This window comes from Polynucleobacter sp., from assembly GCF_040400325.1.
Lineage (GTDB): Bacteria > Pseudomonadota > Gammaproteobacteria > Burkholderiales > Burkholderiaceae > Polynucleobacter.
Genome location: NZ_JBBAQK010000001.1, coordinates 508,026 through 533,977 on the forward strand (window position 1 = coordinate 508,026; position 25,952 = coordinate 533,977).

A 25,952-nucleotide genomic window follows, 5' to 3' on the forward strand; every position below is an offset into this window, starting at 1 on the left:
ATATTCTATATACCTTCATTCTAAACGCCCTACACTGATATTTCCTTATTTAGCTATTAGTTCAAGCTGCCGAGTGATGTTTTCTGGTTTCATTTGTAGCGGTAAATACTCATTTTTTGCCCAAACAGGGTTCATATTCCGATACATGGCGCTTTGCACCCAGCCAGATTGTCCAGTTTGATAAATAAATACCGATTTCTCTAAATCAGATAAGTCATAGACGGTACGTAGACTCGCTGCTTGCACAGTCTCATAAGGATTAGTCGATCTTAACAACTGTAATCTCCCCACATTAATCGAAAAGCTATCTCCAGCAAATGGAGTCTTGAGGTTAAAGAGTGAGCCTAAAAAAGGTACTTTAGTTAAGGGACGATGCTCAGAAATTGCAGTATGGGCATTACCCCAAGACCATTTACTAGGATCTGTGCCGTATTTACCACTCAAGTATTCAAGCGCTTTACCAAATGCTTTATTAGAGGACTCTTGACATGTTTCGACTGCAGCAGATTTCGGGTCATCGCACCAGGGGCTATTTGGGTTTTGTAATTGAGTGATGAGTGGGAGTCTGAAATGACGAGCACCATAATTTTCAGTGAATAAATAACTCAATCTAGAAAAGAGGTTGCGTGTCAGTTGATCAGCCCAGGCATTAAAAATGAGTGCAGCAGCGCTATCGACTTTCATATCACCATTAAAATTTTTGCTGATCTCTAAAGCTTGAACGCCCAAGGGATGGCTGGGTTTACTTGATTTGAATAATTCTAATAAAGGAGTCGCGCCTAATGAGAGGGTATCTGCTTGCATAGCCTTCATTGACTCTAGATTGTGGCTGCTCTTTGATTTAATCAGATCAACAATACGGTCATAGCGGGTAGGCAAATCCCAGTCACCCGTGAGTGGATTGGGGTTATTGCTAGCAATGATCTTTTGATTGGCTGTTGCTAACCAACCTTGTTCAGGATTGGAGCTCGATGGTAGTTGGTCGAACGGTATATATGCAGTCCAGTCATACTGTCGCTCCCACCCAATTGCGGGGGCTACGCCATAAAGCCCCTGATTTAATGTCCTTTTTGGAGCTACACCTGCAGTCTGATAAGAAATATTTCCATCGATATCAGCCATGATGACGTTTTGCATCGGCGCATAATTTTTTGACAATGATTTTTTAAAAGCATCTAGCGTACTTGCTTGATTTAAATCTAAGAGGCCAGCGACAGATTGATTCTGAATATCGAGTGCGGTCCAGCGAAGAGCCAGGGCGAAGTGATTTGTATCAATTGTCCGTTTAGCCCGCGCATAGGAATCAGAGATAACGGGGCCATGCCTGGTTTCTTTGACAAGAAAAGTAAGAGAAGGTGCACCTTTGATGTCAATGATTTCTTGTCGAACCTTGAAAGCTAAGGGCCCATCTGGGCCGCGATACATACCTGGATTTTTGGGATCAATTTGCTCTATATATAGGTCTTGAACATCGGGTCCGGTATTCGTGAAACTCCAAGCGTATTGATCGGTTCTGCCTAAAACGACTCCAGGAATACCAGGAAGAGTTGCACCAATGACATTCATGCCAGGGGCATCAATATGTGCGAAGTACCAAATGGCAGGCGCAGAGAGACCAAGATGAGGATCGTTTGCTAGTAGCGGTTTTCCACTTGCAGTCAGTTTTCCGCTGAGGGCCCAGTTATTGGAACCTAGGCCATCCTTACCGCCTGGTAACTCGTGCATTGCCAGTTCAGTTGCAGGTAAATCTTTGGACTTACCTTCGGCCGGGCCAGTTTTGGGATTAAAAACATTTAAATCTCGATACATTTTTGCAAAATCAAGATTGGTCAGTATTTCATTTTGATTATGAAGTGGAATCACCTCCCAAACTTGCTTGGTGCTTAAAAATTGTGATAGTTCTAGACGCTGCAATTCCTTTTGCCAATTTCCGCCTAGATCGTAGGCCATCATGAGCATCCAAGCAACGCTATCAGTAGGTGACCAATGCCCTGGCTTTGAGCCACTCAAAAAATATTCAATGGGTAGAGCCCATCCAAGTTGTGCATTACCGGCATTCACTCCATCTGCATACGATTGCAGTAAATGCTTTGCAGCAGCGGGGTAGCGATCATATTGACGTTCAGCAGCACGCTTGATTCCTAAGGTGCGAATGAAACGATCAATTGATACGGTATTTTTGCCCAAAATTTCAGAGAGGCGTCCACTACCAATGCGCCGGTTCATTTCCAGCTGCCATGAACGTTCAGTAGCATGCAGATAACCCAAGGCAAAGAGGGCATCAGCTGGACTATTGGCTTTGATATGAGGAATTGCACTCTGATCAAAAGTAATTGTTACCGAATCTCCTAGATTCTTGATCTGGTGCTTACCGGAGATTGCTGTTTGGGCAGAAAAGTAATATGAAATGACAAGCACTACTGTAGCTAGCAAAACGGCAGAAGTGAGCCACAAAAGAAGCCGTAAGGGCTTAGCCAGCCTACTTGTTTTGCCTTGAGATTTCATGTGCTTAGTTTAGTGGTTTTAAGCTTGGCTGGGCTTCATAGGGCTTGATGCGCTCGCATGCTAAAATTTGGCTTGTCTTGATTTATATAGCGCGGCAGTTCCTGCTAGTGCGAGCCCGAGTGGTGAAATCGGTAGACACAGCAGATTTAAAATCTGCCGACTCAAAAAAGTCGTGCCGGTTCGATTCCGGCCTCGGGCACCAATCGAATACCAGTATTTAGCGCAAAGATGAAGAGCCTACTGGCCTATTGACTTCAAAAATATCGTGACTGCGTAAGTAAAACGATTTACCATGCATTCTAGCGACTAAACCTAATTTTTCTACTAAAACATAGCCGTTTTTAGCATCATAAAATTGATCATCAATATGGTAGTGAATCACATTGCCAATCACGATGTTTCTGTCATGACCAATATTAAGAATTTCGACAATACGACATTCCATATTAATAGGGGATTCTGCAATCCTTGGAGGTTTGACCTGAATCGAGGGCGCAGCAGTGAGACCTGAATACTGTAATTCATCCTCTCCTGCTGGAAGAGGGCTCGAGCATAAGCTCATTTTTTCAACAATCTCCTCGGAGACCATATTGATCACAAACTCTTTGGTGAGTTGTATATTCCGCACAGTATCTTTAGGGACCCCTGGACTTTTGGAGTCAATCCCTAAAACCACAATGGCTGGTGTACTTGCCATGATATTAAAAAAACTAAATGGTGCAGCATTGACTCTTCCTTCATCGTCTTGGGTAGTTACCAAGGCAATCGGTCGAGGAAGAATGCTACTCATCAGTAGCTTGTAGCGATCTTTTTTATCGGCGGCGGTCAGATCAAGATTCATGTTCAATAATGTTGAAGATATTTAGTCAAGGGTAATGCTTGCTTTATTAATGACGATCTTCCACTCCTGAATTTCTGACTGAATTTGCTTATTCATTTGTGCTGGCGTAGTGTGTACCGTTGTCCAACCCTGCTCCAGTAGTTTGGCCTTGATCTCTGGTATAGCAATAATTTTTCCAAGCTCAAGGTTGATCTTATTAATGATGCTAGGCGGGGTACCGCTAGGCGCTAAGATGCCGTACCACGAGCTCACTTTAAAACCTGGAACACCCTGATCTTTAATAGGTTTAATGCCTGGCAATGCATCAAGTGGTTTCTCACCAGTGACTGCAATCGCGCGTAGCTTTCCTGATTTAATGTACTGGATAGCTGCGGGGACTGTAGAAAAGCTCATTTCAATATCACCCGCCAGTAAAGCGGAAGTAACAGGCGCACCACCCCGATAGGGGACATGCACAATGTCTACCCCAGTAAGTTGGTTAAAGACTTCTAAAGAAAGGTGACCTGTTGTAGCAATCCCTGATGATCCAGAGTGCAGTTTCCCGGGATTAGCTTTGGCATAAGCAATGAGTTCGGGGATATTTTTGACGGGAACTTGGGTGTTCACAACGACTACATTCTCTACGTTTACCAAGATATCTACGCCAGCAAAATCTCTTTCAGAGTCGTATGGCACCTTTTTCATAATGCTTGGCAAGACTTCTACGGGGCCTACTGAGCCAAGCAAGAGGGTATAACCATCTTTCTCTGCCCTGGCGACTTCCGTAGCTGCAATCACACCACCACCGCCAGACTTGTTATCCACTATGACAGTTTGTTTCCAGGCCTCGCCAAGCTTTTGCGCTAAGGTTCGCGCTAGGATATCGGTTGCGCCACCAGGAGCAAAGGGACTAATAATTTTGATGGTCTTATTGGGATAAGTTGCAGCAGGATCTTGTGCTTGACTTAGAGTGCTCAAACTTAATAAAAGTAATAAAGGAATGAGCCGAATTATTCTGCTCTGGAATAGGGTCATATTAGCGTCTCACTAAGGGTTTTATTTGTATTATTTATGTAGTTTATCTTTAAATGAGTTTATGTGAGTGATGAGCTTGAGATAATCAGATCATCTTTTTCCTTATTACTGCAACTGCCATGAAGAACCCATCCTTTTGCCGCCTCCTGCTGATGGTCTTATTACAACTATTTTTTGCCTCTGAGATTTTAGCGAATACGCTTACATTGATGTGTACTCGTACCGAGCGTGATTTTTCAGAAACCTATGAGCTTAAAATACAAAGCGCTAGTTCGGCAAATTCCAGTCCAAAGGTTTACTTGGATGGACGTGACTTAGATGTGGTTGGTTCAGAAGGCCGACAGTTTGTTAAAAATGTCACCATTACAAAACAAAAAGCTTCTTATTTATTAAGTACTCAATTTGATGCCGAAGTTCTGGAAGGAATATCCTATTCAGCAGGATCTGTTACATCTATAGTGATGATTGATCGTGAAACAGGAAAGTTACGTAAACTCGACACTATCCAAGGCGGTATATTGGGCGCAAACCTCGGTGATGGTACTAAATCCTATGAAGAGCAGTGCGTTGCACGGCCTTAAGGGCCTTCTTCTTTAATTGGGATCAGTCACAAAGCCCAGCTTAGTTAATCCTGCACGACGAGAAGCAGCCAAGACCTGTGCCACATATTCATATTTAACGGATTTGTCGGCGCGCAAATTAATCTCAGGTTGAGGCTCTTTCTGAGCTGCTTTTTCTGCATAACCATCAAAGGTCTTGAGATCAATCGCCGTACTGTTCCAAAAAATCTTCCCATTAGCATCAATCGATAACTGTACAGATTCTGGTTTGATTTCATTACGCACGCTATTGGCTTTTGGTAGCTCAACCTTCACTGCCTGCTGCATTACTGGCAAGGTAATGATAAAGATAATCAACAATACCAACATGACGTCCACCATCGGCGTCATGTTGATTTCAGCCATGATGCTATCTTCGTTCTGTTCATTTTGCAGATTAAAAGACATGTTTATTCTCCAGAATGAACGCGTGCACCGGTGACAAAATAGGCTAGCAAGTCATTCCCAAAACGATTGAGATCGGTGACTAGTAGTTTATTGCCACGATTAATGGCATTAAACCCAAGCACGGCCGGAATTGCTACTGCAAGACCTAAAGCAGTCATGATTAATGCCTCACCAATGGGACCGGCGACTTGATCAATCTGCGCACTTCCAGAGCTGCTAATTGCAATAAGAGCGTGATAGATACCCCAAACAGTACCAAAGAGGCCAATGAAGGGAGAGGTAGCGCCCGTAGAGCCTAAGAAGGTTAGACCTTTTTGAAGTTTAGCGGCAAGGCCATCAATGCTATTTTTGATACTTCTAGCCATCCACTCCGAGTAGTTCAGAGTTTGCAAAAGTTCGCGATGATTAGTGGTTTGGCTTTGATGATGGAGTGAGGCTTCAGTAGAAGCCTTAGCAATTTGGTAGTAAGGATTATTAGTGTGACCACTAAATGCTTGCAGACCCTGCTCAAAAGAGGTCGCCTGCCAGAATTTTTCAATCTGTGGCGTGAGTTTACGCATATTACGTAACTCCCAAAAGCGGGTGAGCAAAATGACCCAAGTTACGATCGAGCAGAAGAGCAAGGCTAGCGCTACAAAACGCGTCACGGCGTCACCTTCAAGCCAAAGATTTGCTAAGCCAAATGGTGTATTCATAGTTATTGATTCTTTAAATTAAATTTGATTAAAAGGTTAGTAGAAATTCTGGTTGGCGTTCCATTTACTAAAAACGGCTTGAAGCGATAACGTTTGCCAATTTCTGATGCTGCACGATCCAATCTGGGGAAGGTGCTTGATTTAAGCATTGCCACCTCTTCAACTGCACCAGTTTCATCGATAATTAATTTCACAACTACCTCACCTTGCTCGCCTGAGCGCTTTGAAAACGAAGGATAGTAAGCATCAGCATCAGGCTGATAGACGACGACTAGTTTACCAATGTCGGTCTGAATGGGTGTGCCACTCGCACCGCCGGTGGTCGAAGGCGCCACATTGGCAGTGGGAGGGGTGACTTCACTCTTCGTTTGTGGGCTGGTCGGTGGTGTTTGGGGCTGCTGCTGGGGCTGTTGTTGGGCTTGGGTGGGGGTTGGCTTATCGGCAGATTTTTCATCTACCGTTTTTTTCTTGGGTTCGGGCTTAGGCTCGGACTTTGGTTTGGGTGGCGGTGGGGCAGGGGGCTGCTGACTCTTATCAGCAGCTTCAGGGCTTACTAGATTTGCCATCACCCGTGTGTCTTCATCTGGTTTACTGGGCTTTGCACTCCATTGGAAAAAGTCTAAGGCGGGCAAAACATGTAGTAACAGCACAATGACAATAACAATGCGTTCTGTTTTATTAAACGGAATATAGGAATCCACTTTTTGCAGAAAAGTGCTCATCTGATATTGCCTAATAATTTAGCCTGAATATGATGTGACTGCATATCGCTGTACATCAATTCATTAGCCATTGCCAATAGACTGTGCTCATCCTTGCTGCTAATAAAAGTGAGCTGCTGCTTGCCATGCTTAGAATTTGGAACTGCTGTTGCTTCTAGCTGCCTTTTCAGTTGCTTGACTACAGCCTCACTCGTATCGATGATGGCAATGGACTCCCCGAGCAGCTTTCGAATCGCTTTCCGTAAAAAAGGATAGTGGGTGCATCCTAAAACCAAAGTATCTGCACCAGCATCTTGGATTGCTTGCAGATGGATGGCCAGTAATTCTAGAGCTGCTTCACTATTGGCTTTGCCTGCCTCAATCAGCGGCACCAAGCCAGCGCCTGCTTGCTTGATGAACTGACAGTTACTAGGAAGTGTGGCTAACAAGGCGTTGAACTTGTCACTATTTAAGGTGGCTTCGGTAGCCAAGACACCCACAATGCCATTTAGGGTTTGCATCGCTGCGGGCTTGATTCCAGGCTCTACTCCTATCACTGGAATCGCCAAGCTATCCCGAATCTGTGCAATCGCTTGCGCAGTAGCAGTATTGCAAGCAAGCACTATAGCGTCACAACCTTCTTCTAAGAGATGGCGACATAGCACCAAACTTCGATCTGTAATCCAATCGCTAGAGCGCTCTCCATAAGGGGCGTTTGCTGAGTCGGCTAAATAGATGTAGTCGTGCTGCGGCAATTGACGAATGGCCTCATCCAAAATGGATAAGCCTCCTACGCCAGAATCAAATACGCCGATGAGTGCCAACGTGTGCTTTTTAGTTAACTGGGTTGATGAACTTAGATAATCTTGACTGGAATGCCGGCAATTTTGGCTTGCCAATTACGAGGGCCTTCGTGGTGCATCGAAATACCTTCAGAATTCACGGCAACGGTAACCGGCATATCTTTGACATCAAATTCATAGATCGCTTCCATACCTAGGTCTGCAAACCCAACGACTTTGGATGTCTGAATCGCTTTTGATACGAGGTAGGCAGCGCCACCAACAGCCATGAGATAAGCGGATTTGTGTTTTTTAATTGCCTCAATTGCTTCAGGCCCTCGCTCTGCTTTACCAATCATTGAGATTAGACCAGTTTTTGCCAGCATCATCTCAGTAAATTTATCCATGCGGGTTGCAGTAGTAGGTCCAGCTGGACCAACAACCTCATCACGAACCGGATCGACTGGACCGACATAATAAATCACGCGGTTTTTAAAGCTCACTGGTAACTCTTCGCCTTTTGCCAACATATCCTGAATGCGCTTATGTGCTGCATCACGTCCTGTCAAAATTTTGCCATTAAGCAATAGTGTTTCACCAGGCTTCCAACTTGCGACTTCAGCAGGCGTTAAGGTATCCAAATTCACGCGTTTTGATTTCTGAACATCTGGAGTCCAAGTGACATCTGGCCAATCAGATAAAGAAGGCATTTCTAATTTCGCTGGACCATCACCATGTAAATGGAAATGAATATGACGTGTGGCTGCACAGTTTGGAATCATCGCCACTGGTAAGGAGGCTGCATGAGTTGGGTATTCCATGATTTTCACATCTAAGACAGTCGCTAGGCCACCTAGACCTTGAGCTCCAATACCAAGCTTATTCACTTTGTCATAAATCTCAAGACGTAACTCTTCGGCTCGTGTTTTAGCACCACGAGCAATCAACTCTTGAATATCAACAGGCCCCATTAAAGATTCTTTGGCCATGACCATGGCTTTTTCTGGTGTACCACCAATGCCAATTCCGAGGATTCCTGGTGGACACCAACCCGCACCCATTGTAGGAACAGTTTTTAATACCCAATCTACGATGGAGTCAGATGGATTGAGCATGACCATCTTCGCTTTATTTTCAGAGCCACCACCTTTAGCAGCACAAATCACTTCAACATCATCACCCGGCACAATTTCATAATGGATGACAGCAGGGGTGTTGTCACCCGTATTTTTGCGTTTGCCAGCAGGGTCACTCAACACTGAAGCACGCAGCATATTGTCTGGATTGAGATAGGCGCGGCGTACACCTTCATTCACCATATCAGTGACACTCATGGTGGCATCGGGCCATTGAACATTCATACCAATTTTGAGGAAGACAACAGCAATTCCCGTGTCTTGACAAAGAGGGCGGTGACCTTCGGCGCACATACGGCTATTGGTTAATATTTGGGCGATCGCATCCTTAGCACCATGACCCTCTTCAAGCTCATAGGCCTTACCCATGGCAGTAATAAAGTCCTTGGGGTGATAGTAGGAGATGAACTGAAAGGCATCTGCCACACTTTGAATCAGGTCGTTTTGTTTGATATTTGTCATTGTTTTTGCCTAATTTATAAGGTTTGAGCTATTTTAAGGGTTTGCCATAGAGCAAATCCCGAGTGTTTTCACTTATCTTCTAAGGTCTTGACTGGGTAATTCTGTCATTGTGCGATATTTTCGCAGATAAAGATTGATGATTATTAGATAGAGGGCTGGGAAGCATGGAATCGTTAAAGCAAGAAAACCGCGTTTTTAACCCACCTACAGACTTTGTCAAGGGTGCCGCCATTTCAGGCATGGAAGCGTATAACAAACTGTGCGCAGAAGCACAGAATGATTATGAGGGTTTCTGGGCACGCCTTGCAAAAGAGAATATCCATTGGAAGAAACCATTCACTAAGGTATTGGATGAGTCCAAAATCCCTTTTTATAAGTGGTTTGAAGATGGCACAACAAATGCTTCTTATAACTGTTTAGATCTCAATATTGAAAAAGGTCTAGGCAATAAGACTGCCATTATTTTTGAAGCAGATGACGGCAAAGTGACCAACGTCAGCTATCAAGAATTACTGAATCGCGTTTGTAAGATGGCCAATGCCTTGCGCAAAATGGGCATCAAGTCTGGTGACCGCGTCATTATTTATATGTCTATGTCAATTGAAGGCATTGTTGCCATGCAAGCGTGTGCGCGTATTGGTGCAATACATTCAGTGGTATTCGGTGGATTCTCTGCAAAATCTTTGCAAGAACGGATTGTTGACGTTGGTGCTGTAGCAGTGATTACTGCCGATGAGCAATATCGTGGCGGTAAAGAATTACCTCTCAAGATCATTGTTGATGAAGCTATTACATTAGGTGAGTGTGAAAAAGTAAAAAATGTTGTCGTATACCAGCGCACTGGGCGCACCATTCCGATGCTTGCTGGTCGTGATGTATGGATGCATGACCTTGTCGCAAATGAATCAGCCACTTGTGAGCCAGAGTGGGTAAGCGCCGAGCATCCTTTATTCATTCTGTATACCTCAGGGTCTACTGGTAAGCCAAAAGGCGTTCAGCACTCTACTGGTGGGTACCTCTTGTGGGCAATTCTCACAATGAAGTGGACCTTTGATATCAAGCCAACTGATGTGTTCTGGTGCACAGCAGATATTGGTTGGGTAACTGGCCACTCCTATATTACTTATGGCCCATTGGCTGCAGGTGCTACTGAAATTGTTTTTGAAGGTGTACCAACCTTTCCTAATGCAGGTCGTTTCTGGGATACGATTCAAAAACATAAAGCGACCATTTTTTATACTGCACCTACTGCCATTCGTTCACTCATCAAAGCATCTAGTAATGATGAATTGGTTCATCCAAAGAGCTATGACTTATCTTCCTTGCGTCTCTTGGGTTCAGTTGGTGAGCCAATTAATCCTGAAGCATGGATGTGGTATTACGAAAATGTAGGTGGTTCACGTTGCCCAATTGTGGATACATTCTGGCAAACCGAAACTGGCGGCCACATGATTTCTCCATTGCCCGGTGTTACTCCCATGGTTCCAGGGTCATGCACATTACCTTTGCCAGGCATCATGGCAGCAATAGTGGATGAGGCGGGCGTTGATATTCCAAACGGACAAGGCGGCATCTTGGTTGTGAAGCGTCCATGGCCTTCCATGATTCGTAACATTTGGAATGATCCAGATCGTTTTGTGAAGTCGTATTTTCCGGAAGAGTTAGGCGGCGCTTTATATCTTGCAGGTGACGGCGCAATCCGAAATAAAGATACTGCTTATTTCACCATCACTGGACGTATTGATGATGTCTTGAACGTTTCTGGTCACCGTATGGGTACCATGGAAATCGAGTCGAGCTTAGTAGCCAACCCATTAGTTGCTGAGGCAGCAGTAGTGGGTCGTCCTGATGATATGACTGGTGAGGCTATCTGCGCATTCGTAGTACTCAAGGGCGGTCGTCCAACTGGTGATGAGGCTAAAAAGATCGCAACTGATTTGCGTAATTGGGTAGGCAAAGAAATTGGCCCCATTGCTAAACCAAAAGATATTCGCTTTGGTGATAACTTACCGAAAACCCGTTCTGGCAAGATCATGCGACGTCTCTTGCGTGTGATTGCTAAAGGTGAGGAAGTGACTCAAGACACCTCAACCCTTGAGAATCCAGCAATTCTGGAACAACTCAAGCAGCCCATCTAGGCATTCCAAGGCAAACCCTTTCGGCAAACGTATAATCAGTGGTCTTACGGAAGGGTGGATGAGCGGTTTAAGTCACACGCCTGGAAAGCGTGCGTAGGTTAATAGCCTACCGCGGGTTCGAATCCCGCCTCTTCCGCCAGTAGCACCAAAACTACCTACGGGTGGTTTTTTCTTAGGCTCTTCGTTTGGGACTATTTAATCAAAGTCGCAATCGTCATCGAGTAAGCGGTACTCTAGACAAATTTCTTTACGAGCCTGATGCTGCCAAAGCAGTCTATCTTTTAAGAGTTGATGCTTAAGGGAGTCTGCATACTCATCAAAATAGTCATCATCTTCCGAATCGTAATGGTGGATCTTCATCATTACCTCCAAGAACTAGTTAGGTTTTTGACCTAAGAATTTAAGAAGTAATCCAGTGAACGGTAGTAAACCTTTTCACCCCTCAAACCCTTTAGTTGGATGCAGTGTGAGGAAGTCTTTGTGACATGTCTATCAAAGAAGCGATAATTTAAAAAGCTGATGTACAAAAACTACAATTTTTTAAAAAATGCTGATAATGAGGAGTGGAGAAAAAAATAGCTATCTTCTGCTCTTGTCTTAAGATTCTCTACAGCCTACCTAATTAATAAAGGAGACAAAATGTTATTTGCAATTTTGCTGATGGATCGCCCAGGAACTGGTAACTTACGTATTCAAGTAAGACCAGAGCATCGCGCTTATCTTGCACAATTATCTGATCGCATGGCCTTTGCAGGTCCTTTGATATCTGATGATGGTAAGACACCGATTGGTAGTCTATTGGCAATAGACTTTGCGAGTAGAGCAGATGTAGAGGCTTGGTTAAAAGATGAGCCTTACACCAAAGCAGGTGTTTATGAAAAACCAGTGATTCATGCTTTTAATAATATGTGGGCACAAAAGGTGGGCTTTCCGCCGGCCAAATGATGGTTGTTTACTTTATGCAATAAAAACAAGGCAACACTTCCCTGAACCCTTGTGCTCAGAATCCAGTAGACTTAGAGTATGAATTCAACAAAATTGCGTCTCCTTCTCGCTTCTATATTTGCTGTAATAGGACTTTCTGCTTGTGGCTCAATTGAATCTGCTGCTCAAGACGATTGCACCTCTATTGGCTGGCAAATTGGGAGTCCGGGCTACAACGACTGCTATCGTGCTCGTCTTTATGAGCGTCAGATAGATTATTCCCGTCCGCCTGGCGATAGACCTAGGCCTTCTTTACTTTAAAATATAAGGGTTTACCCTTATTTGAATACCTTGAGCGGCGTCAAGGACTTAGAGAGTGAAATAACCCAAAATCAATCGGTTATTTGACTAGTTTTTCTAGGCAAAGAGTTTGCCTGAATTGTACAAATGGAATATGAAAATACCTCTCACCGCTGATGGCGATGAGACAGAAGATTAGAGACTACAAGCCATGAATCATCCCAAGCCTTCTGAAGAAGTCAAAGCGGTTGCTGTTGCAACAGCTGATGATTTAAGGGAGACCATTCGTCGCAAAAGTAAGCTTAAAGGTCGTCAGCCTGACGATGCTTCTTTGGCAGAAGTGCGCCGTCTCGTCGGCGTAGCTGTTCATCGTCCTGATTTATTAATTGAAAATCTTCACAAGCTCAATGATGAGTTTCGAGCTTTGCATGATCGTCATTTAGTCGCTCTAGCGAAAGAAATGAATTTGCCAATGGCTGAGGTGTATGAGGTTGCCACTTTCTATCACCACTTTGAAGTGGTACGCGGCAATGATCCTGTAGCGGATATTACTGTTCGAGTGTGTAATGGGATCGCCTGTGAGTTAGCAGGTGCACAAAAGCTCTTAGAAAAATTACCTTCCATATTGGGTAATGACAAGATCAAAGTTATTCCAGCACCCTGTGTCGGTCGTTGCGAGCAAGCACCTGTAGCAGTAGTGCATCAATATCCTGTGCTCTTTGCCACGGCTGACAAAGTATCGGCTGCGGTCAACAATAATTTAACGACGCAACCCTTGGCAATAGATGATGCTAACTTTGATCCAGGATCATTAGTAGAGCAGGGTATTTCTCAGCAAGGTCAAAATCAAGCAGTTTCACCAGGGTATGTTGGCTACGAGTCTTATTGCAAACAAGGTGGCTATGCCTTGGCAAAAGATATTGTCCAAGGTAAGCGAGATGCCGAGAGCATTATTAAAGCAATGGAAAGTTCAGGACTACGCGGTCTTGGTGGTGCAGGTTTTCCAGCAGGACGGAAGTGGCGAATTGTCAAAGATCAGGTAGCGCCTAAGCTTATGGCCGTCAATATCGATGAAGGCGAACCAGGAACCTTTAAGGACCGCACCTACTTAGAGCGTGATCCGCATCGCTTTTTAGAGGGATTACTGATTGCTGCAAGGGTGGTTGGTATCGATGCCTGTTATATCTATTTGCGTGATGAGTATCACGGTTGTCGTGAGTTACTAGAGATTCAACTAGAGAAGCTCAAAGCGAATCCCCCATTTAAATTGCCGACTATTGAATTACGTCGTGGTGCAGGGGCATATATCTGCGGTGAAGAGTCTGCCATGATTGAGAGCATTGAAGGTAAACGTGGCGAACCCAGAATGCGTCCTCCTTATATTGCGCAAGTGGGTTTATTTGGTAGACCCACGCTAGAACATAATTTTGAAACGCTTTACTGGGTGCGCGATATTGTGCAGCGTGGCCCAGAGTGGTTTAGTTCCTTTGGCCGCCATGATCGCAAAGGCTTGCGTAGCTTTAGTGTTAGCGGCCGTGTTCAAAAGCCTGGCGTCAAGCTCGCACCAGCAGGTATTACGATTCAAGAGTTGATTGATGAGTATTGTGGCGGCATGCAAGATGGTCACAAGTTCTATGGCTATTTGCCGGGCGGCGCATCTGGTGGCATCTTGCCAGCTACGATGAATGACATTCCTTTGGACTTCGATACATTGCAGCCCTATGGATGCTTTATTGGTTCAGCAGCAGTGATGGTCTTTAGCGATCAAGATAAGGCGCGCGATATGGCGCTCAATGTAATGCACTTCTTTGAGCATGAGAGTTGTGGTCAATGCACCCCCTGTCGTGTAGGTACTGGTAAGGCAGCCAAACTGATGCAAGCTAAAACTTGGGATCAAGAAACACTGGAGGATTTAGCGATCGTCATGGTCGATGCCTCCATTTGCGGTCTTGGACAAGCTGCACCTAATCCAATTCGTTGTATTGCTAAATATTTTCCGAATGAAGTAGCTTGATCATCATTGGAAAAGATTAGAGAACATGAACGCACCAACTAATACTAAAGAGCTCGAACTGCAAACTGTTGAGTTCAAACTGGACGGTCAAACTATCGTTTCTTATGAAGGCGAGACTATTCTCAAGGCCGCAAAACGCCATGGCATTGATATTCCCCATCTCTGTTTTAAAGATGGTTATCGTCCCGATGGCAATTGTCGTGCTTGCGTAGTAGAAATCAATGGTGAGCGCACCTTAGCCCCTAGCTGCTGTCGCAGTGCTACACCAGGCATGGAAGTAAAAGCCAATAGTGAGCGCGCTATTAAGAGTCAGAAGTTAGTGATTGAGATGCTGCTCTCTGATATGCCAGATGAAGGCTTTAAGTGGGTTGGTGACACCAAAGCAGAAGAGCAAAAAAATCAACATGGTGAACTCAGTACTTGGGCAGCGCGTATGGATATTACTGTTCGCCCAGAACTAAAAGCCCTGCGTCGTGAAAAAGTATTAGCTGACATTTCACATCCGGCGATGGCGGTGAACTTAGATGCCTGTATTCAGTGCAATCGTTGTGTACGCGCTTGTCGTGAAGAGCAGGTCAATGATGTGATTGGTTATGCCATGCGTGGCTCCCATAGTGAAATCGTCTTTGATCTCAATGATCCGATGGGTGAGAGCACTTGCGTTGCCTGCGGCGAGTGTGTGCAGGCCTGCCCAACGGGCGCTTTAATGCCTAAGGGTTTAATAGGCTCACAAATGGTTGATCGTAAAGTGGATTCAGTTTGTCCGTTTTGCGGAGTAGGTTGCCAAATTACCTATAACGTCAAAGATGAAAAGATTGTCAGTGTTGAGGGTCGCGATGGTCCTGCAAACCATAATCGCCTTTGTGTAAAAGGCCGCTTTGGTATGGACTATATTCATAGCCCACAACGCTTAACTAAGCCCCTGATTCGTAAACCTGGTGTACCTAAGGATGAGACTACAACACAGAACCCTCAAGACTGGTCGAACATTTTCCGCGAGGCGACTTGGGAAGAGGCATTAGATTTGGCCGGCGGTAAGTTAAAGGCACTCAAAGACAGGCATGGCTTAAAAGTACTGGCTGGTTTTGGTTCCGCTAAAGGCAGTAACGAGGAAGCTTATCTATTCCAGAAATTAGTGCGCACTGGATTTGGTAATAACAACGTTGACCATTGCACGCGTCTTTGCCATGCATCGTCTGTGGCTGCGCTCTTAGAGGGCGTAGGGTCTGGTGCAGTTAGCAATCAAGTGAATGATGTCGAAAACTCCAGCATGATTTTTCTGATTGGATCAAACCCAACCTCTAATCATCCTGTTGCAGCTACCTGGTTTAAGAATGCTGCGAAGCGAGGTACGAAGATTGTGCTCTGCGATCCTCGTTTGACTGATATCAGCAAGCATGCTTGGCGTACGATGCAGTTTAAGCCTGATACTGATGTGGCTCTACTTAATGCGATGATCTACACGATTATTGAAGAGGGATTAGCCGATCAGAAATTTATTCAAGAGCGTGCTAATAATTTTGAAGCCCTCAAAGAAAATATCAAAGGTTACAGCCCTGAAGTGATGGCGCCAATCTGCGGCATTCCTGCAGAAACAATCCGTGAAGTAGCCAGAGAATTTGCTACCACTAAGTCAGCTATGATTTTGTGGGGTATGGGCGTCAGTCAACACGTGCATGGCACCGATAATGCGCGTTGCTTGATTGCCTTAGTCAGTATTACAGGGCAAATTGGTAAGCCAGGTTCGGGTCTGCATCCATTACGAGGTCAGAATAACGTTCAGGGTGCCAGTGATGCCGGATTGATTCCGATGATGTTCCCGAATTATCAACGTGTGGACCACGATGGGGCACATGCTTGGTTTGAAAACTTCTGGGATACCAAGCTTGATAAGAAGCCGGGCTATACCGTTGTTGAGATCATGCATAAGATTACTGCGCCAGATAGTGATCCCGATAAGATCCGCGGTATGTATATTGAGGGTGAGAACCCTGCAATGAGTGATCCTGATTTAAATCATGCACGTCATGCACTCGCTTCTCTGGAGCACTTAGTCGTACAAGATATTTTTATGACTGAAACTGCCTTGTTAGCAGACGTGGTGTTACCTGCAAGCGCATGGCCGGAGAAGGTCGGCACTGCTAGCAATACTGACCGCATGGTGCAGATGGGTAAAAAAGCAATCAATCCTCCTGGTGAAGCAAAGCCAGATTTGTGGATCATCCAAGAAATTGCTAAGCGTATGGGTCTAGATTGGAACTACCAAGGTCCTGATGATGGCGTAGCAGAGGTCTACGATGAAATGCGCCTCGCGATGCATGCTGCGATCAAAGGTATTACTTGGAAGCGTCTCGAGAGAGAATCCAGCGTAACCTATCCATGTTTATCTGAAGAAGATCCAGGTCGCCCCATCGTATTTGATGATCACTTTGCGACTCTTGATGGCAAAGTGAAGTTGGTTCCGGCAGATATCATTCCTGCAAATGAAAGGCCAGACTCAGAGTATCCATATGTCTTAATTACGGGACGTCAATTAGAACATTGGCATACCGGCAGCATGACCAGAAGAGCAACCATCTTAGATGCGATTGAGCCGATGGCCACCGTATCGATGCATGGTGAAGATATGGCCCAACTGGGCATTGTTGCGGGCGATGTTGCCACTGTGCAATCTCGTCGGGGAGAAGTCGGTATACATGTACGTCGAGATGATGGAACACCTCGTGGAGTGATCTTTATTCCATTTGCTTACTACGAAGCTGCTGCAAACTTAGTGACTAATTCAGCATTAGACCCATTTGGCAAAATTCCAGAATTTAAGTACTGCGCAGTCCAGGTCAGCAAGGGTGGGCAGGTAGCACCAGTAATGGGTTACGGAACAAATGATCCAATGAGGCAGAAGATAGTTGCTGCTGCATCTTAGCTTCACCGTTTTCTCCCAGCAAAACCCCGTTCTTGAAACGGGGTTTTTTATCACTTGCTTGAATTTATCAATGTAAATACTATGTATCTACATTAGATAAGGGGGAGATTCAATGCAAACGATCATCAAAAAGTGGGGAAATAGCCCAGCATTGCGCTTAAGTGCAGCCCTTATGAAGTCTGCCCATCTGAATATTGACCAGTTAGTTTCTGTAAAAGTGCAAAAAGGTCGAATTGTGATTGAGCCGCTGGTAAAGCAAGAGTATCAACTGAATGATTTGTTAGCAGGTATCACAGCTAAGAATCTTCATGGTGAAGTCGACATATGTAATGCTGAGCCTAGATCTCAAGAATGAGTACCTTTCATACCTCGAAGTTATTGAGTTAAAACTCAATACCAATATCACCAATGCCCTTTAGAATGATCTATGGCTAGTTCAAAACCCTCACCAAATTCCTCAGAAGCAAAAGCAGATCTACCAGTACTCATTATTGGGGCTGGTCTTGCTGGCTTAACTGTTGCACTCCATATGGCTGAGACGCAACCGGTGATCGTGATGGCTAAAAGGGGTTTAGGCGAAGGGGCAACAGCTTGGGCACAGGGCGGTATTGTTGGAGTAGTTGATAAAGAGCACGACAGTATTGATTCCCATGTAGCGGATACTTTAGATGCTGGAGCCGGTTTAGTAGTCGAGTCAACCGCACGTTATATCGCAGAAGAAAGTGCAGAAGCCATTCGTTGGCTAGTAGACCAAGGCGTCCCCTTTACTCCCGATGAAACTGGTCCCATGGGCTTGCATCTGACTCGTGAAGGCGGTCATAGTCATCGTCGAATTGCTCACGCTGCTGATGCTACTGGTAAAGCTATTCATGAAGTGCTACTTGATAAAGCCCGCGCTCATAAAAATATTCAATTACTAGAGCATTGGATTGCTCTCGATTTGATCACCAATCGGCATTTGGATGCCAAGATACAGCGAACTAAACCGAATCGCTGTTATGGAGTTTATGCACTCGATATTAACAATAATCGCGTAGAAACCATTGCTGCAAAGTCCGTTGTTTTGGCGACTGGTGGGGTAGGTAAGGTATACCGTTACACCAGTAATCCTGATACCGCTACAGGTGATGGTATCGCGATGGCTTGGCGTGCAGGCTGCCGCATTGGCAATATGGAATTTATTCAGTTTCATCCGACGTGTCTCTATCACCCCAGTGACCGGACGTTTCTAATTACTGAAGCCATGCGAGGCGAGGGCGGCATCTTAAAGTTGCCAGATGGCACCTGCTTTATGTCCGAGCACGATGACCGTAAGGAACTTGCTCCACGCGATATTGTTGCCAGAGCCATTGACTTTGAAATGAAAAAGCACGGCTTAGATTATGTGCACCTCGATGCAACCCATTTAGGCGAAGCTTTTATTAAAGAGCATTTCCCCATGATTTATGCGCGATGCTTAGCGCTGGGACTAGATATCACGAAAGAGCCCATTCCGGTAGTGCCTGCTGCGCACTATGCTTGTGGCGGTGTTGTTACCGACCTCAAGGGCCGCACAGACTTACCAGGCCTATATGCAGTTGGTGAAGCTACTTATACCGGTCTACATGGCGCTAACCGTCTGGCAAGTAACTCCTTACTGGAGTGCATTGTGATTGGTAAAGCAACGGCGCAGGATATTGCAGGGCTCAAAGCTCCAAACTTACCCAATCTTCCTCTATGGGACGAGAGCCAAGTGGAAGATGCGGATGAACAAGTGGTCATTGCCCACAACTGGGACGAATTGCGCTCCCTGATGTGGAACTACGTAGGCATCGTGAGAACAAATCGTCGTCTAGAGCGAGCCTTACACCGAATTAAGCTCCTCAGATACGAAGTGCAGGAGTACTACGCTAACTTTAAAGTGACACGCGATCTGATTGAGCTTCGTAACTTACTTGAGTGTGCCGAACTCATCGTGCGATCAGCTTTAATGCGCCGTGAGAGCAGGGGGCTGCATTACAGCCGTGACTACCCCGGTACTTGGGCTGTTTCTTATCCGACCATTCTGACGCCTCAAGCAGAGGGTACAGAAAATACCAAAGAAACTTAATGCATTTAAAGAGTGCCCTTTAACACTGCCTCTTTGATATGCTTGCTTAAGCGAGTTTGCCAACCCTTACCGCTTGCTCGTAATTTTTCGAGAACATCAGAATCGAGTCTAAGGCTGAGCATTTCTTTTGTATTCTTAATCGGTGGACGACCAACGCCTCTTTTAATCAGGATATCTCCGATATAGACGTGGGCATTTTGAAACCACTCTTCATCAAGTTCAGGAGCGTCATCAGGGTCAACCCATTCTTTTTTAGTATCTGGAGATTTCGCGCGCATTTGCTTTCCTCATGCTAATAATTCTTCGTTTATTTCCTCTGTATGTCCAAACTACAACTACAGCCCTGCTATCTAAGTAACCCATCGTGATAATTCTTTTTTCACCATAAGATCTGCGTGTATCAATTTGGTCAGTGTGAGTGTTTCTAAAGATCTCTATTGCCCTGGCCATATCCAACCCTCTTTGCGAAAGTGTTTCGTTTCGCTTCTTGTCATCAAACTCAATCACTCAGCGACCCCAATTAATGTATATACAAAAATAATTAATGTCAATACATAAATTGAGAAAAAAGGTGCTTAAGCCAATAAATGTATGGGCTTCAGTCTAGAAATAAAAAACCCCGCTGAACATCAGCAGGGTTTGAAGAGTGTGTCAGCTAGAAGCTAACGAAGAAGAGTCTTATAGGATGCGCATCGAAAAATCGACTGCATGAATATCCTTGGTCAACTTTCCAAGTGAAATACGATCAACACCAGTGGCAGCAATAGCCCGCATCTGGTCTAAATCAATACCACCCGACGCCTCTAAAAGAGCGCGACCAGCAGTAAAGACCACAGCCTCTCTCATTTGGTCAGTGGTGAAGTTATCAATCAAGATGCTTTTAGCGCCAGCGTCAATTGCTTGCGCTAATTCAGCCATATTCTCAACTTCTACCTGAATATCCACCCCCGAGTTCAAGGCTTGCGCTGCTTTGACTGCAGCGGCAACACCACCAGCCGCAGCAATATGATTCTCTTTAATGAGGATGCCGTGCCAAAGAGCCAAACGTTGGTTCTGGCCACCACCAACACGCACAGCGTATTTCTGGGCTTGGCGTAATCCAGGAATCGTTTTACGTGTATCGAGAACCGCGCAGCCTTTAGGATTGGGGCTGACGCCAGCAATCGCATCGACATGATCGCGTGCAATTGAAGCCGTCCAAGAAAGCGTCTGCAAGAAGTTAATACAAGGGCGTTCAGCAGACAGCAATGCGCGAGAGTCAGCCTCAATATCGCAGACTTTAGAATCGGGCTTCATTACATCACCCTCAGCGTAATGCCAAGTCACTTTGGCATTGGGATCGAGCTTCTTGAGGGCACCTTCAAACCAATCCACACCGCATAGAACGGCTGCTTGACGCACAATGAGCTGCGCTTTAACAGGCTTACTGGGGACCAGCATTGCGGTCCAATCGCCAGTACCAATATCCTCCATCAGGGCATCATCAATGTTGCGTTGCCGAGCTTGCTCTAAAGTTTCGTTAGCTTCAAACATGAAAAATCAATCAATAAGTACAGCAAAAAAAGAAAAGAAAAAAAAGAAAAAAGAAATTAAGCAGCGCCGATGTTTTTAACAAAGCCGTGTTGGGCTTTGGCTAAAAGGTCAGGATGGTTCTTAGTGAAGTCCAGCATGCGCTCAATACACACTAAAGCATCAGAGCGAGTTGGCTCAGGAACAAAGATTTCACCAGAGGCATTCTCAAGGCAATCTAAGATTCCTTGTAAGCCATTCATAGCCATCCAAGGGCAGTGGGCACAGCTCTTACAAGTAGCGCTGTCACCAGCAGTTGGGGCTTCAATCAGTTTCTTATTGGGAGCTAACTGACGCATACGATGCAAGATGCCTTTATCAGTAGCCACGATATATTCAGTAGCGCTACCTTCGACAACAGCCTTGATCATGGCTGAGGTGGAACCTACGACATCGGCTAAATCCACTACAGTCTGGGGAGATTCCGGGTGTACCAAGATCATGGCATCAGGGTGGGCAGCCTTGAGCATGCCTAATTCAACAGCCTTAAATTCATCATGAACGATGCAGGCACCGTTCCATAACAACATATCAGCACCAGTCTGTTCTTGGATGTATCGGCCTAAATGATGATCAGGTGCCCAAAGGATCTTTTTGCCCTCAACTTTGAGCTGATGAACTATCGCGAGGGCACAAGAGCTTGTGACCATCCAATCGGCCTGGGCTTTGACGGCAGCACTAGTATTGGCATAGACCACCACCTCACGATCGGGATGCAGAGCCCGAAAAGCAGCAAAATCACCAGCATCACAACCCAGATCAAGAGAGCAGGTAGCTTCTAGGTCAGGCATAAAGATTCGTTTCTCAGGACTCAGAATCTTGGCAGTCTCACCCATAAAGCGCACACCAGCCACGACGAGATTCTTGGCGGGATGATTCTTACCAAAGCGGGCCATTTCCAGAGAATCCGCCACAAAGCCACCAGTCTCCCAAGCAAGATCCTGAATATCGCCATCGACATAGTAGTGCGCTATTAGCGCAGCATCTTTCTCGACCAATAACTGCTTAATACGGGCAATCACAGAGGCCTTATCAGGTCCAGATAAGTAGGGTGGAGTCTTAGCCCAAGCTTGGGCAGTGCAGGTTGCACCAGCAGCATCTTGCTGGGGGTAATCAAAGGCAATAGGGGTGCTAACAGTTGAGTTCATACGAAATCTTAACCTGCCTATCAACTTTTGGCTCTAAACCTCATTTTGAGCCAATCTCGCATAAAATTTATCTATGACTAAAAACATTCTTAAATTAGCTGCTTTTACATTACTTACTTTAGCCACCCATTCTTTTGCTGCCGATAAACCCAGCAAAACAAATGATGTTGACTTCTTTGCCACAGTCAATGGCGCGCCACTGACCAGTGGCTTATTAGATCTCAATGTCAAAGCTGCTTTAGCGCAGGGTCAAAAAGACTCACCTGAACTCAAGAATGCCCTCAAAGATGAATTGATCAATCGTGAGCTACTCACACAAGAATCGATTCGCCAGGGCTTAGATAAAGATATTGATTTTCGGGATCAGATTGCACAACTTAAACAAACTTTAATGATTCAGGTATTTTTAGAAAATCACTTTCAAAAGAATCCTATTTCTGATGCAAAGCTTCGCGAAGAATACGATCGCCAGAGAAAACTCATTGGTGAGGGAGCATCAGCTACTCAATATCGTTTAAGCCAAATTCTTGTTAGCACTGAAACAGATGCGATTGATCTCATTCGCCGCATTCAGAAGGGTGAGTTGTTTGGAAAAATGGCGCAAGAGCATTCTATTGACCAAGCTTCCAAAGCGAATGGAGGGCAACTGGGTTGGGTTCTTCCTGGTCAAGTGGTCACACCAGTTGCTAACGTGATGGTTAATCTCAATAAAGGGGCTATTGCCAATGCTCCCATTCAAACCCAGGGCGGCTGGGTCATTTTGAAGGTTGACGATAAGCGCCCATTCAAATTCCCGACATTTGACGAGGCAAAGCCACAGTTGCGCCAAGCCATTGTGCAGCAGTATTTAACAGAAACCGTCAAGAAATTACGTGAAACTGCCAAAATTGTCCAGTAAGCTCTCTTAATGAGAAAAATTCTTCTATCAGTTCTATGTCTACTGAGCTTTCTATCTCTGCAGGTAACTGCAGGAGAAAAAGTAGCCTATCAAAACTGGATCGTTGATATCGGTGGCAGCACCACGGAAGGCGGCAAAGGGCGTACAACCTTGAAGCCAACCAGCCCCTGCAGTTCCAGCCCCACCAGCCAACTCCCCAGGCATGCGTGCCCTAAAGATATTTTGATATAAATCAAAGGACTTTGGAATGCGCCAGGCCATAGTAGTCTTCCTCAGTAGCTTATTGATTGCTTGCTCAGCATCAAAAAAATCAATGGTTGTGCAGATTCCCAATGATGCTTGGTGGCAATCTGCCAATGCAGACCCAAGTGCAAGTAGTTCAGAGAAAAATCTGGCTATCGTGCGCCAACAAATGATGAAGTCGGTGCCATTTCCATTTGTAGTGGGGCTCTCAGATTCAACAGAGATCAACGCTTATGCCCAATTACAAAATAATCAGCGCTATATCATCTTGACCAACGGTTTTATTACTCAATTTGGTAATGATCCGGATGTGATGGCAGCCGTATTAGGCCATGAATTAGCGCATCATCAACTGGGACATACTCAGCCAGACTATGCCAAGAATCGAGATGCAGCAATTGATGTAACCAGCCAAGCACTAGGCATGATTGCCAGTTATTTCATTCCGTTTAGCGGCTTAGTAGTTGGTAATGCTGCTAAAGGAATGGGCCTTACATGGAGTCGTAATGATGAGCGCTCAGCCGATGAGATGGGAATGCAATGGGCAATGCAAGCAGGTTATTCACCTTGCGGTAGCTATCGTTTTGCTGCCCAGATGAATGCCTTAGGAGAGGGTGCGGCCATTCCTTTTCTATCAACCCATCCTGGCAATAACGAGCGTATGGTAAACGCAGATCGCTTTACACAAAATAAAAAAGGCGCACCTTGCAGTAGTGACCCTGTGATGATTCAAACTAAGTAATTAAAACACTCTTAAAACGTGTAGCTTGCTGTAATCCATCTACGAGGATTGATGGTTGTGCCATCGGCATTTTTATAGACACCAAATCCTGCTCTTAGAAAGTTCTCCACTTATCTAAAGGCAGACCATCTTTTTCAGTAATTTGGTTATATTCATTGATGAAGTCCTGATTTTCAGATTTCCAGCGCCGCTCTTTTTCGCTTCTGACCAAGGATTCCAAAAAAGCATCACAAACTTTAGAAATATTAATCCCTAGCTTTTTTGCTTCTACCAAGACTTCAGTATTGAGAGTTAAGTTGGTCGCTTTTTTCATCGGGCGATCTGAGGTATTAGAGATGTCTTTTTTAAGCATACACCTACTATATGGGTAATTTATGCCCATGTAGCATGCGCATAAATAATAGGGATAATTAGAACGGCAACTTAGCGTCAGGCTTGGCAGCTAGTAGCGCAGTCTTAAATTCATTCTGAATACGTTTAATCGCCTCATCACTATCAGCTTCAAAGCGCATCACAACTACTGGGGTTGTATTGGATGGTCTGGCAAGACCAAAGCCATCAGCGTATTCAACACGCACGCCATCAATCGTATTGATTGCTTCTGATGTTGGAAACTTGGCATTTGCTTTAATCTTTTCTAGAATCGCAAAGGGCTCACCTTCACCACAAGCTAACTGCAACTCCGGTGTGCAAATCGCATTTGGTAAATCATTGAGAGTCTGATTGGGATCCTTTTCTTTGCTGAGAATCTCTAGCAAACGCGCGCCTGTATAAAGACCATCATCAAAACCAAACCAGCGATCTTTAAAGAAGATATGTCCACTCATCTCACCAGCTAAAGGTGCACCAGTTTCTTTTAACTTAGCTTTAACTAAAGAGTGTCCAGTTTTCCACATAATGGGCTCGCCACCATGTTGCTTCACCCAGGTCGCTAAATTACGGGTGCACTTCACATCATAAATAATTTGTCCACCAGGATTGCGTGACAGTACATCCTTGGCAAAGAGCATCATTTGACGGTCTGGAAAAATCACTTGGCCATCCTTGGTGACGACACCCAGGCGATCAGCATCACCATCAAAAGCAAGGCCTAATTCATTATTGGTCGTTTGCAAGTTTTTAATGAGATCTTGCAAGTTTTCAATATGTGCTGGATCTGGATGGTGATTCGGAAAATGGCCATCGACTTCACAGAAGAGTTCTTGAACCTCGCAACCTAAAGCTCTGAATAGCTGACCCGCAAAGGCACCACCAACACCATTACCGCAATCGACAGCGATCTTCATTGGTCGAGCTAATTTCACATCACCAACGATGTACTTTAAATACATTGGGAAGATATCAAAGGTCGAGCGTGAGCCCGTGCCTGTAACAAACTGCTTGGCTTCAATGCGTTTACGAAGCGCCTGAATTTGATCGCCATAAATTGCTGCACCACCCAATACCATTTTGAAACCGTTGTAGTTAGGCGGATTATGACTTCCAGTAATCATGATGCCGGACTTTGGTTTCTTGCCATCGAGCACTTGATTATCACCAAAGTACACCATGGGTGTGGCGACCATGCCTAAATCAATCACATTAATGCCGGTAGATAACAAACCTTCAGTTAAAGCCTCAATCAGACTAGGACCAGATAAACGCCCATCACGGCCAATCACAAGCTCAGTCTCACCCAGCTCGCGCATCTTGGTACCAAAGGCTTGACCAATTAATTTAGCAATCGATGGATCTAGAGTGTCATCAATGATGCCGCGGATGTCATAGGCTTTAAAAATAGAAGCTGATAATTGCATATTTAATCCAAGTAAAAATGATTTC

Annotated in this window: 26 protein-coding genes and 2 tRNA genes; 12 read left to right on the forward strand and 16 right to left on the reverse strand. The window is 45.0% G+C overall.

Annotated elements, in window-relative coordinates:
• Positions 1 to 45: 45 nt before the first annotated feature.
• A complete protein-coding gene (locus ABWP14_RS02485; RefSeq protein WP_353201384.1) occupies positions 46 to 2,505 on the reverse strand; it encodes a penicillin acylase family protein in 2,460 nt (819 codons plus the stop codon).
• Between the two features lie 113 nt (positions 2,506 to 2,618).
• Between ABWP14_RS02485 and ABWP14_RS02490 the strand changes: the two genes are divergently transcribed.
• Positions 2,619 to 2,707: transfer RNA gene (locus ABWP14_RS02490), tRNA-Leu, on the forward strand.
• Between the two features lie 15 nt (positions 2,708 to 2,722).
• On the opposite strand, the gene ABWP14_RS02495 is transcribed toward ABWP14_RS02490, so the two are convergent.
• Together ABWP14_RS02495 and ABWP14_RS02500 are read right to left on the reverse strand one after the other, a co-directional pair.
• Complete coding sequence (locus ABWP14_RS02495) at positions 2,723 to 3,346, reverse strand: flavin reductase family protein (RefSeq protein WP_353201385.1); 624 nt, start codon at positions 3,344 to 3,346, stop codon at positions 2,723 to 2,725.
• 21 nt (positions 3,347 to 3,367) lie between these two features.
• Entirely contained in the window at positions 3,368 to 4,303 is a 936-nt protein-coding gene (locus ABWP14_RS02500; RefSeq protein ID WP_353201386.1) for a Bug family tripartite tricarboxylate transporter substrate binding protein, read from the reverse strand.
• A 176-nt stretch (positions 4,304 to 4,479) separates the two neighbouring features.
• Here ABWP14_RS02500 and ABWP14_RS02505 point away from each other — a divergent pair, with 176 nt between their 5' ends.
• The gene (locus ABWP14_RS02505) at positions 4,480 to 4,941 is read left to right on the forward strand and encodes a hypothetical protein (RefSeq protein WP_353201387.1); all 462 of its coding nucleotides are present in this window, start codon (positions 4,480 to 4,482) and stop codon (positions 4,939 to 4,941) included.
• Between the two features lie 12 nt (positions 4,942 to 4,953).
• On the opposite strand, the gene ABWP14_RS02510 is transcribed toward ABWP14_RS02505, so the two are convergent.
• The 5 genes from ABWP14_RS02510 to ABWP14_RS02530 are packed head-to-tail and all read right to left on the reverse strand — an operon-like array spanning position 4,954 to position 9,143.
• On the reverse strand, positions 4,954 to 5,367 hold the full coding sequence (locus ABWP14_RS02510) for an ExbD/TolR family protein (protein ID WP_353201388.1): 414 nt from the start codon (positions 5,365 to 5,367) through the stop codon (positions 4,954 to 4,956).
• Between the two features lie 2 nt (positions 5,368 to 5,369).
• Positions 5,370 to 6,062, reverse strand: a complete 693-nt coding sequence (locus ABWP14_RS02515; protein WP_353201389.1) for a MotA/TolQ/ExbB proton channel family protein — start codon at positions 6,060 to 6,062, stop codon at positions 5,370 to 5,372.
• A 2-nt stretch (positions 6,063 to 6,064) separates the two neighbouring features.
• The gene (locus tag ABWP14_RS02520; protein WP_353201390.1) at positions 6,065 to 6,784 is read right to left on the reverse strand and encodes an energy transducer TonB; all 720 of its coding nucleotides are present in this window, start codon (positions 6,782 to 6,784) and stop codon (positions 6,065 to 6,067) included.
• Positions 6,781 to 7,587 (reverse strand): glutamate racemase, encoded by an 807-nt coding sequence (murI, locus tag ABWP14_RS02525; protein ID WP_353201391.1) that lies wholly within the window; start codon positions 7,585 to 7,587, stop codon positions 6,781 to 6,783. The genes ABWP14_RS02520 and murI overlap by 4 nt, the downstream gene beginning before the upstream one ends.
• A 32-nt stretch (positions 7,588 to 7,619) precedes the next feature.
• Positions 7,620 to 9,143: a fumarate hydratase gene (locus ABWP14_RS02530; protein WP_353201392.1), complete on the reverse strand. Its 1,524-nt coding sequence runs from the start codon at positions 9,141 to 9,143 to the stop codon at positions 7,620 to 7,622.
• A gap of 164 nt (positions 9,144 to 9,307) precedes the next feature.
• Between ABWP14_RS02530 and acs the strand changes: the two genes are divergently transcribed.
• On the forward strand, positions 9,308 to 11,281 hold the full coding sequence (gene acs / locus ABWP14_RS02535) for an acetate--CoA ligase (protein ID WP_502930126.1): 1,974 nt from the start codon (positions 9,308 to 9,310) through the stop codon (positions 11,279 to 11,281).
• Positions 11,282 to 11,329: 48 nt separating this feature from the next.
• Positions 11,330 to 11,420, forward strand: a tRNA-Ser gene (locus ABWP14_RS02540).
• Between the two features lie 56 nt (positions 11,421 to 11,476).
• On the opposite strand, the gene ABWP14_RS02545 is transcribed toward ABWP14_RS02540, so the two are convergent.
• The gene (locus tag ABWP14_RS02545; RefSeq protein ID WP_353201393.1) at positions 11,477 to 11,641 is read right to left on the reverse strand and encodes a hypothetical protein; all 165 of its coding nucleotides are present in this window, start codon (positions 11,639 to 11,641) and stop codon (positions 11,477 to 11,479) included.
• Between the two features lie 279 nt (positions 11,642 to 11,920).
• Between ABWP14_RS02545 and ABWP14_RS02550 the strand changes: the two genes are divergently transcribed.
• The 6 genes from ABWP14_RS02550 to nadB all read left to right on the forward strand — a co-directional run bounded on the left by ABWP14_RS02550 (position 11,921) and on the right by nadB (position 19,531).
• Positions 11,921 to 12,226 (forward strand): YciI family protein, encoded by a 306-nt coding sequence (locus ABWP14_RS02550; RefSeq protein ID WP_353201394.1) that lies wholly within the window; start codon positions 11,921 to 11,923, stop codon positions 12,224 to 12,226.
• A gap of 78 nt (positions 12,227 to 12,304) precedes the next feature.
• The gene (locus ABWP14_RS02555) at positions 12,305 to 12,526 is read left to right on the forward strand and encodes a hypothetical protein (RefSeq protein ID WP_353201395.1); all 222 of its coding nucleotides are present in this window, start codon (positions 12,305 to 12,307) and stop codon (positions 12,524 to 12,526) included.
• A gap of 190 nt (positions 12,527 to 12,716) precedes the next feature.
• Complete coding sequence (locus ABWP14_RS02560) at positions 12,717 to 14,519, forward strand: NAD(P)H-dependent oxidoreductase subunit E (protein ID WP_353201396.1); 1,803 nt, start codon at positions 12,717 to 12,719, stop codon at positions 14,517 to 14,519.
• Positions 14,520 to 14,544: 25 nt separating this feature from the next.
• Positions 14,545 to 17,442: a formate dehydrogenase subunit alpha gene (gene fdhF, locus ABWP14_RS02565; RefSeq protein ID WP_353201397.1), complete on the forward strand. Its 2,898-nt coding sequence runs from the start codon at positions 14,545 to 14,547 to the stop codon at positions 17,440 to 17,442.
• Positions 17,443 to 17,554: 112 nt separating this feature from the next.
• Positions 17,555 to 17,797, forward strand: coding sequence for an AbrB/MazE/SpoVT family DNA-binding domain-containing protein (locus ABWP14_RS02570; RefSeq protein WP_353201398.1), 243 nt, complete (start codon positions 17,555 to 17,557; stop codon positions 17,795 to 17,797).
• A 72-nt stretch (positions 17,798 to 17,869) separates the two neighbouring features.
• Complete coding sequence (gene nadB / locus ABWP14_RS02575; protein ID WP_353201399.1) at positions 17,870 to 19,531, forward strand: L-aspartate oxidase; 1,662 nt, start codon at positions 17,870 to 17,872, stop codon at positions 19,529 to 19,531.
• A 5-nt stretch (positions 19,532 to 19,536) separates the two neighbouring features.
• Here the strand turns inward: nadB and ABWP14_RS02580 are convergent, their stop codons facing one another.
• From ABWP14_RS02580 to nadA, 4 genes are all read right to left on the reverse strand, one after another.
• Complete coding sequence (locus tag ABWP14_RS02580) at positions 19,537 to 19,809, reverse strand: BrnA antitoxin family protein (protein WP_353201400.1); 273 nt, start codon at positions 19,807 to 19,809, stop codon at positions 19,537 to 19,539.
• Positions 19,784 to 19,981, reverse strand: coding sequence for a BrnT family toxin (locus ABWP14_RS02585; protein WP_353201451.1), 198 nt, complete (start codon positions 19,979 to 19,981; stop codon positions 19,784 to 19,786). Before ABWP14_RS02585 ends, ABWP14_RS02580 begins: the two co-directional genes overlap by 26 nt.
• A 228-nt stretch (positions 19,982 to 20,209) precedes the next feature.
• Positions 20,210 to 21,064, reverse strand: coding sequence for a carboxylating nicotinate-nucleotide diphosphorylase (nadC, locus tag ABWP14_RS02590; RefSeq protein WP_353201401.1), 855 nt, complete (start codon positions 21,062 to 21,064; stop codon positions 20,210 to 20,212).
• Positions 21,065 to 21,120: 56 nt separating this feature from the next.
• Positions 21,121 to 22,248 (reverse strand): quinolinate synthase NadA, encoded by a 1,128-nt coding sequence (gene nadA / locus ABWP14_RS02595; protein ID WP_353201402.1) that lies wholly within the window; start codon positions 22,246 to 22,248, stop codon positions 21,121 to 21,123.
• Between the two features lie 73 nt (positions 22,249 to 22,321).
• On the opposite strand from nadA, the gene ABWP14_RS02600 reads away from it, so the two are divergent.
• Positions 22,322 to 23,146 (forward strand): peptidylprolyl isomerase, encoded by an 825-nt coding sequence (locus ABWP14_RS02600; protein WP_353201403.1) that lies wholly within the window; start codon positions 22,322 to 22,324, stop codon positions 23,144 to 23,146.
• A 51-nt stretch (positions 23,147 to 23,197) separates the two neighbouring features.
• On the opposite strand, the gene ABWP14_RS02605 is transcribed toward ABWP14_RS02600, so the two are convergent.
• Positions 23,198 to 23,407, reverse strand: coding sequence for a hypothetical protein (locus tag ABWP14_RS02605; RefSeq protein ID WP_353201404.1), 210 nt, complete (start codon positions 23,405 to 23,407; stop codon positions 23,198 to 23,200).
• Here ABWP14_RS02605 and ABWP14_RS02610 point away from each other — a divergent pair.
• The gene (locus ABWP14_RS02610) at positions 23,394 to 24,131 is read left to right on the forward strand and encodes a M48 family metallopeptidase (protein WP_353201405.1); all 738 of its coding nucleotides are present in this window, start codon (positions 23,394 to 23,396) and stop codon (positions 24,129 to 24,131) included. The genes ABWP14_RS02605 and ABWP14_RS02610 overlap by 14 nt on opposite strands.
• A 94-nt stretch (positions 24,132 to 24,225) precedes the next feature.
• Here the strand turns inward: ABWP14_RS02610 and ABWP14_RS02615 are convergent, their stop codons facing one another.
• Positions 24,226 to 24,483: a type II toxin-antitoxin system CcdA family antitoxin gene (locus tag ABWP14_RS02615; protein ID WP_353201406.1), complete on the reverse strand. Its 258-nt coding sequence runs from the start codon at positions 24,481 to 24,483 to the stop codon at positions 24,226 to 24,228.
• Positions 24,484 to 24,541: 58 nt separating this feature from the next.
• Positions 24,542 to 25,927: a phosphomannomutase/phosphoglucomutase gene (locus ABWP14_RS02620; protein WP_353201407.1), complete on the reverse strand. Its 1,386-nt coding sequence runs from the start codon at positions 25,925 to 25,927 to the stop codon at positions 24,542 to 24,544.
• Between the last annotated feature and the right edge of the window lie 25 nt (positions 25,928 to 25,952).

Coding starts and splice junctions, on each gene's coding strand:
- ABWP14_RS02485 (WP_353201384.1), bottom strand. CDS start 2,505: ATGAAATCTCAAGGCAAAACAAGTAGGCTGGCTAAGCCCTTACGGCTT.
- ABWP14_RS02495 (WP_353201385.1), bottom strand. CDS start 3,346: ATGAATCTTGATCTGACCGCCGCCGATAAAAAAGATCGCTACAAGCTA.
- ABWP14_RS02505 (WP_353201387.1), top strand. CDS start 4,480: ATGAAGAACCCATCCTTTTGCCGCCTCCTGCTGATGGTCTTATTACAA.
- ABWP14_RS02510 (WP_353201388.1), bottom strand. CDS start 5,367: ATGTCTTTTAATCTGCAAAATGAACAGAACGAAGATAGCATCATGGCT.
- ABWP14_RS02515 (WP_353201389.1), bottom strand. CDS start 6,062: ATGAATACACCATTTGGCTTAGCAAATCTTTGGCTTGAAGGTGACGCC.
- ABWP14_RS02520 (WP_353201390.1), bottom strand. CDS start 6,784: ATGAGCACTTTTCTGCAAAAAGTGGATTCCTATATTCCGTTTAATAAA.
- ABWP14_RS02530 (WP_353201392.1), bottom strand. CDS start 9,143: ATGACAAATATCAAACAAAACGACCTGATTCAAAGTGTGGCAGATGCC.
- acs (WP_502930126.1), top strand. CDS start 9,308: ATGGAATCGTTAAAGCAAGAAAACCGCGTTTTTAACCCACCTACAGAC.
- ABWP14_RS02545 (WP_353201393.1), bottom strand. CDS start 11,641: ATGAAGATCCACCATTACGATTCGGAAGATGATGACTATTTTGATGAG.
- ABWP14_RS02550 (WP_353201394.1), top strand. CDS start 11,921: ATGTTATTTGCAATTTTGCTGATGGATCGCCCAGGAACTGGTAACTTA.
- ABWP14_RS02555 (WP_353201395.1), top strand. CDS start 12,305: ATGAATTCAACAAAATTGCGTCTCCTTCTCGCTTCTATATTTGCTGTA.
- ABWP14_RS02560 (WP_353201396.1), top strand. CDS start 12,717: ATGAATCATCCCAAGCCTTCTGAAGAAGTCAAAGCGGTTGCTGTTGCA.
- fdhF (WP_353201397.1), top strand. CDS start 14,545: ATGAACGCACCAACTAATACTAAAGAGCTCGAACTGCAAACTGTTGAG.
- ABWP14_RS02570 (WP_353201398.1), top strand. CDS start 17,555: ATGCAAACGATCATCAAAAAGTGGGGAAATAGCCCAGCATTGCGCTTA.
- nadB (WP_353201399.1), top strand. CDS start 17,870: ATGGCTAGTTCAAAACCCTCACCAAATTCCTCAGAAGCAAAAGCAGAT.
- ABWP14_RS02580 (WP_353201400.1), bottom strand. CDS start 19,809: ATGCGCGCGAAATCTCCAGATACTAAAAAAGAATGGGTTGACCCTGAT.
- ABWP14_RS02585 (WP_353201451.1), bottom strand. CDS start 19,981: ATGGCCAGGGCAATAGAGATCTTTAGAAACACTCACACTGACCAAATT.
- nadC (WP_353201401.1), bottom strand. CDS start 21,064: ATGTTTGAAGCTAACGAAACTTTAGAGCAAGCTCGGCAACGCAACATT.
- nadA (WP_353201402.1), bottom strand. CDS start 22,248: ATGAACTCAACTGTTAGCACCCCTATTGCCTTTGATTACCCCCAGCAA.
- ABWP14_RS02600 (WP_353201403.1), top strand. CDS start 22,322: ATGACTAAAAACATTCTTAAATTAGCTGCTTTTACATTACTTACTTTA.
- ABWP14_RS02610 (WP_353201405.1), top strand. CDS start 23,394: ATGCGCCAGGCCATAGTAGTCTTCCTCAGTAGCTTATTGATTGCTTGC.
- ABWP14_RS02605 (WP_353201404.1), bottom strand. CDS start 23,407: ATGGCCTGGCGCATTCCAAAGTCCTTTGATTTATATCAAAATATCTTT.
- ABWP14_RS02615 (WP_353201406.1), bottom strand. CDS start 24,483: ATGCTTAAAAAAGACATCTCTAATACCTCAGATCGCCCGATGAAAAAA.
- ABWP14_RS02620 (WP_353201407.1), bottom strand. CDS start 25,927: ATGCAATTATCAGCTTCTATTTTTAAAGCCTATGACATCCGCGGCATC.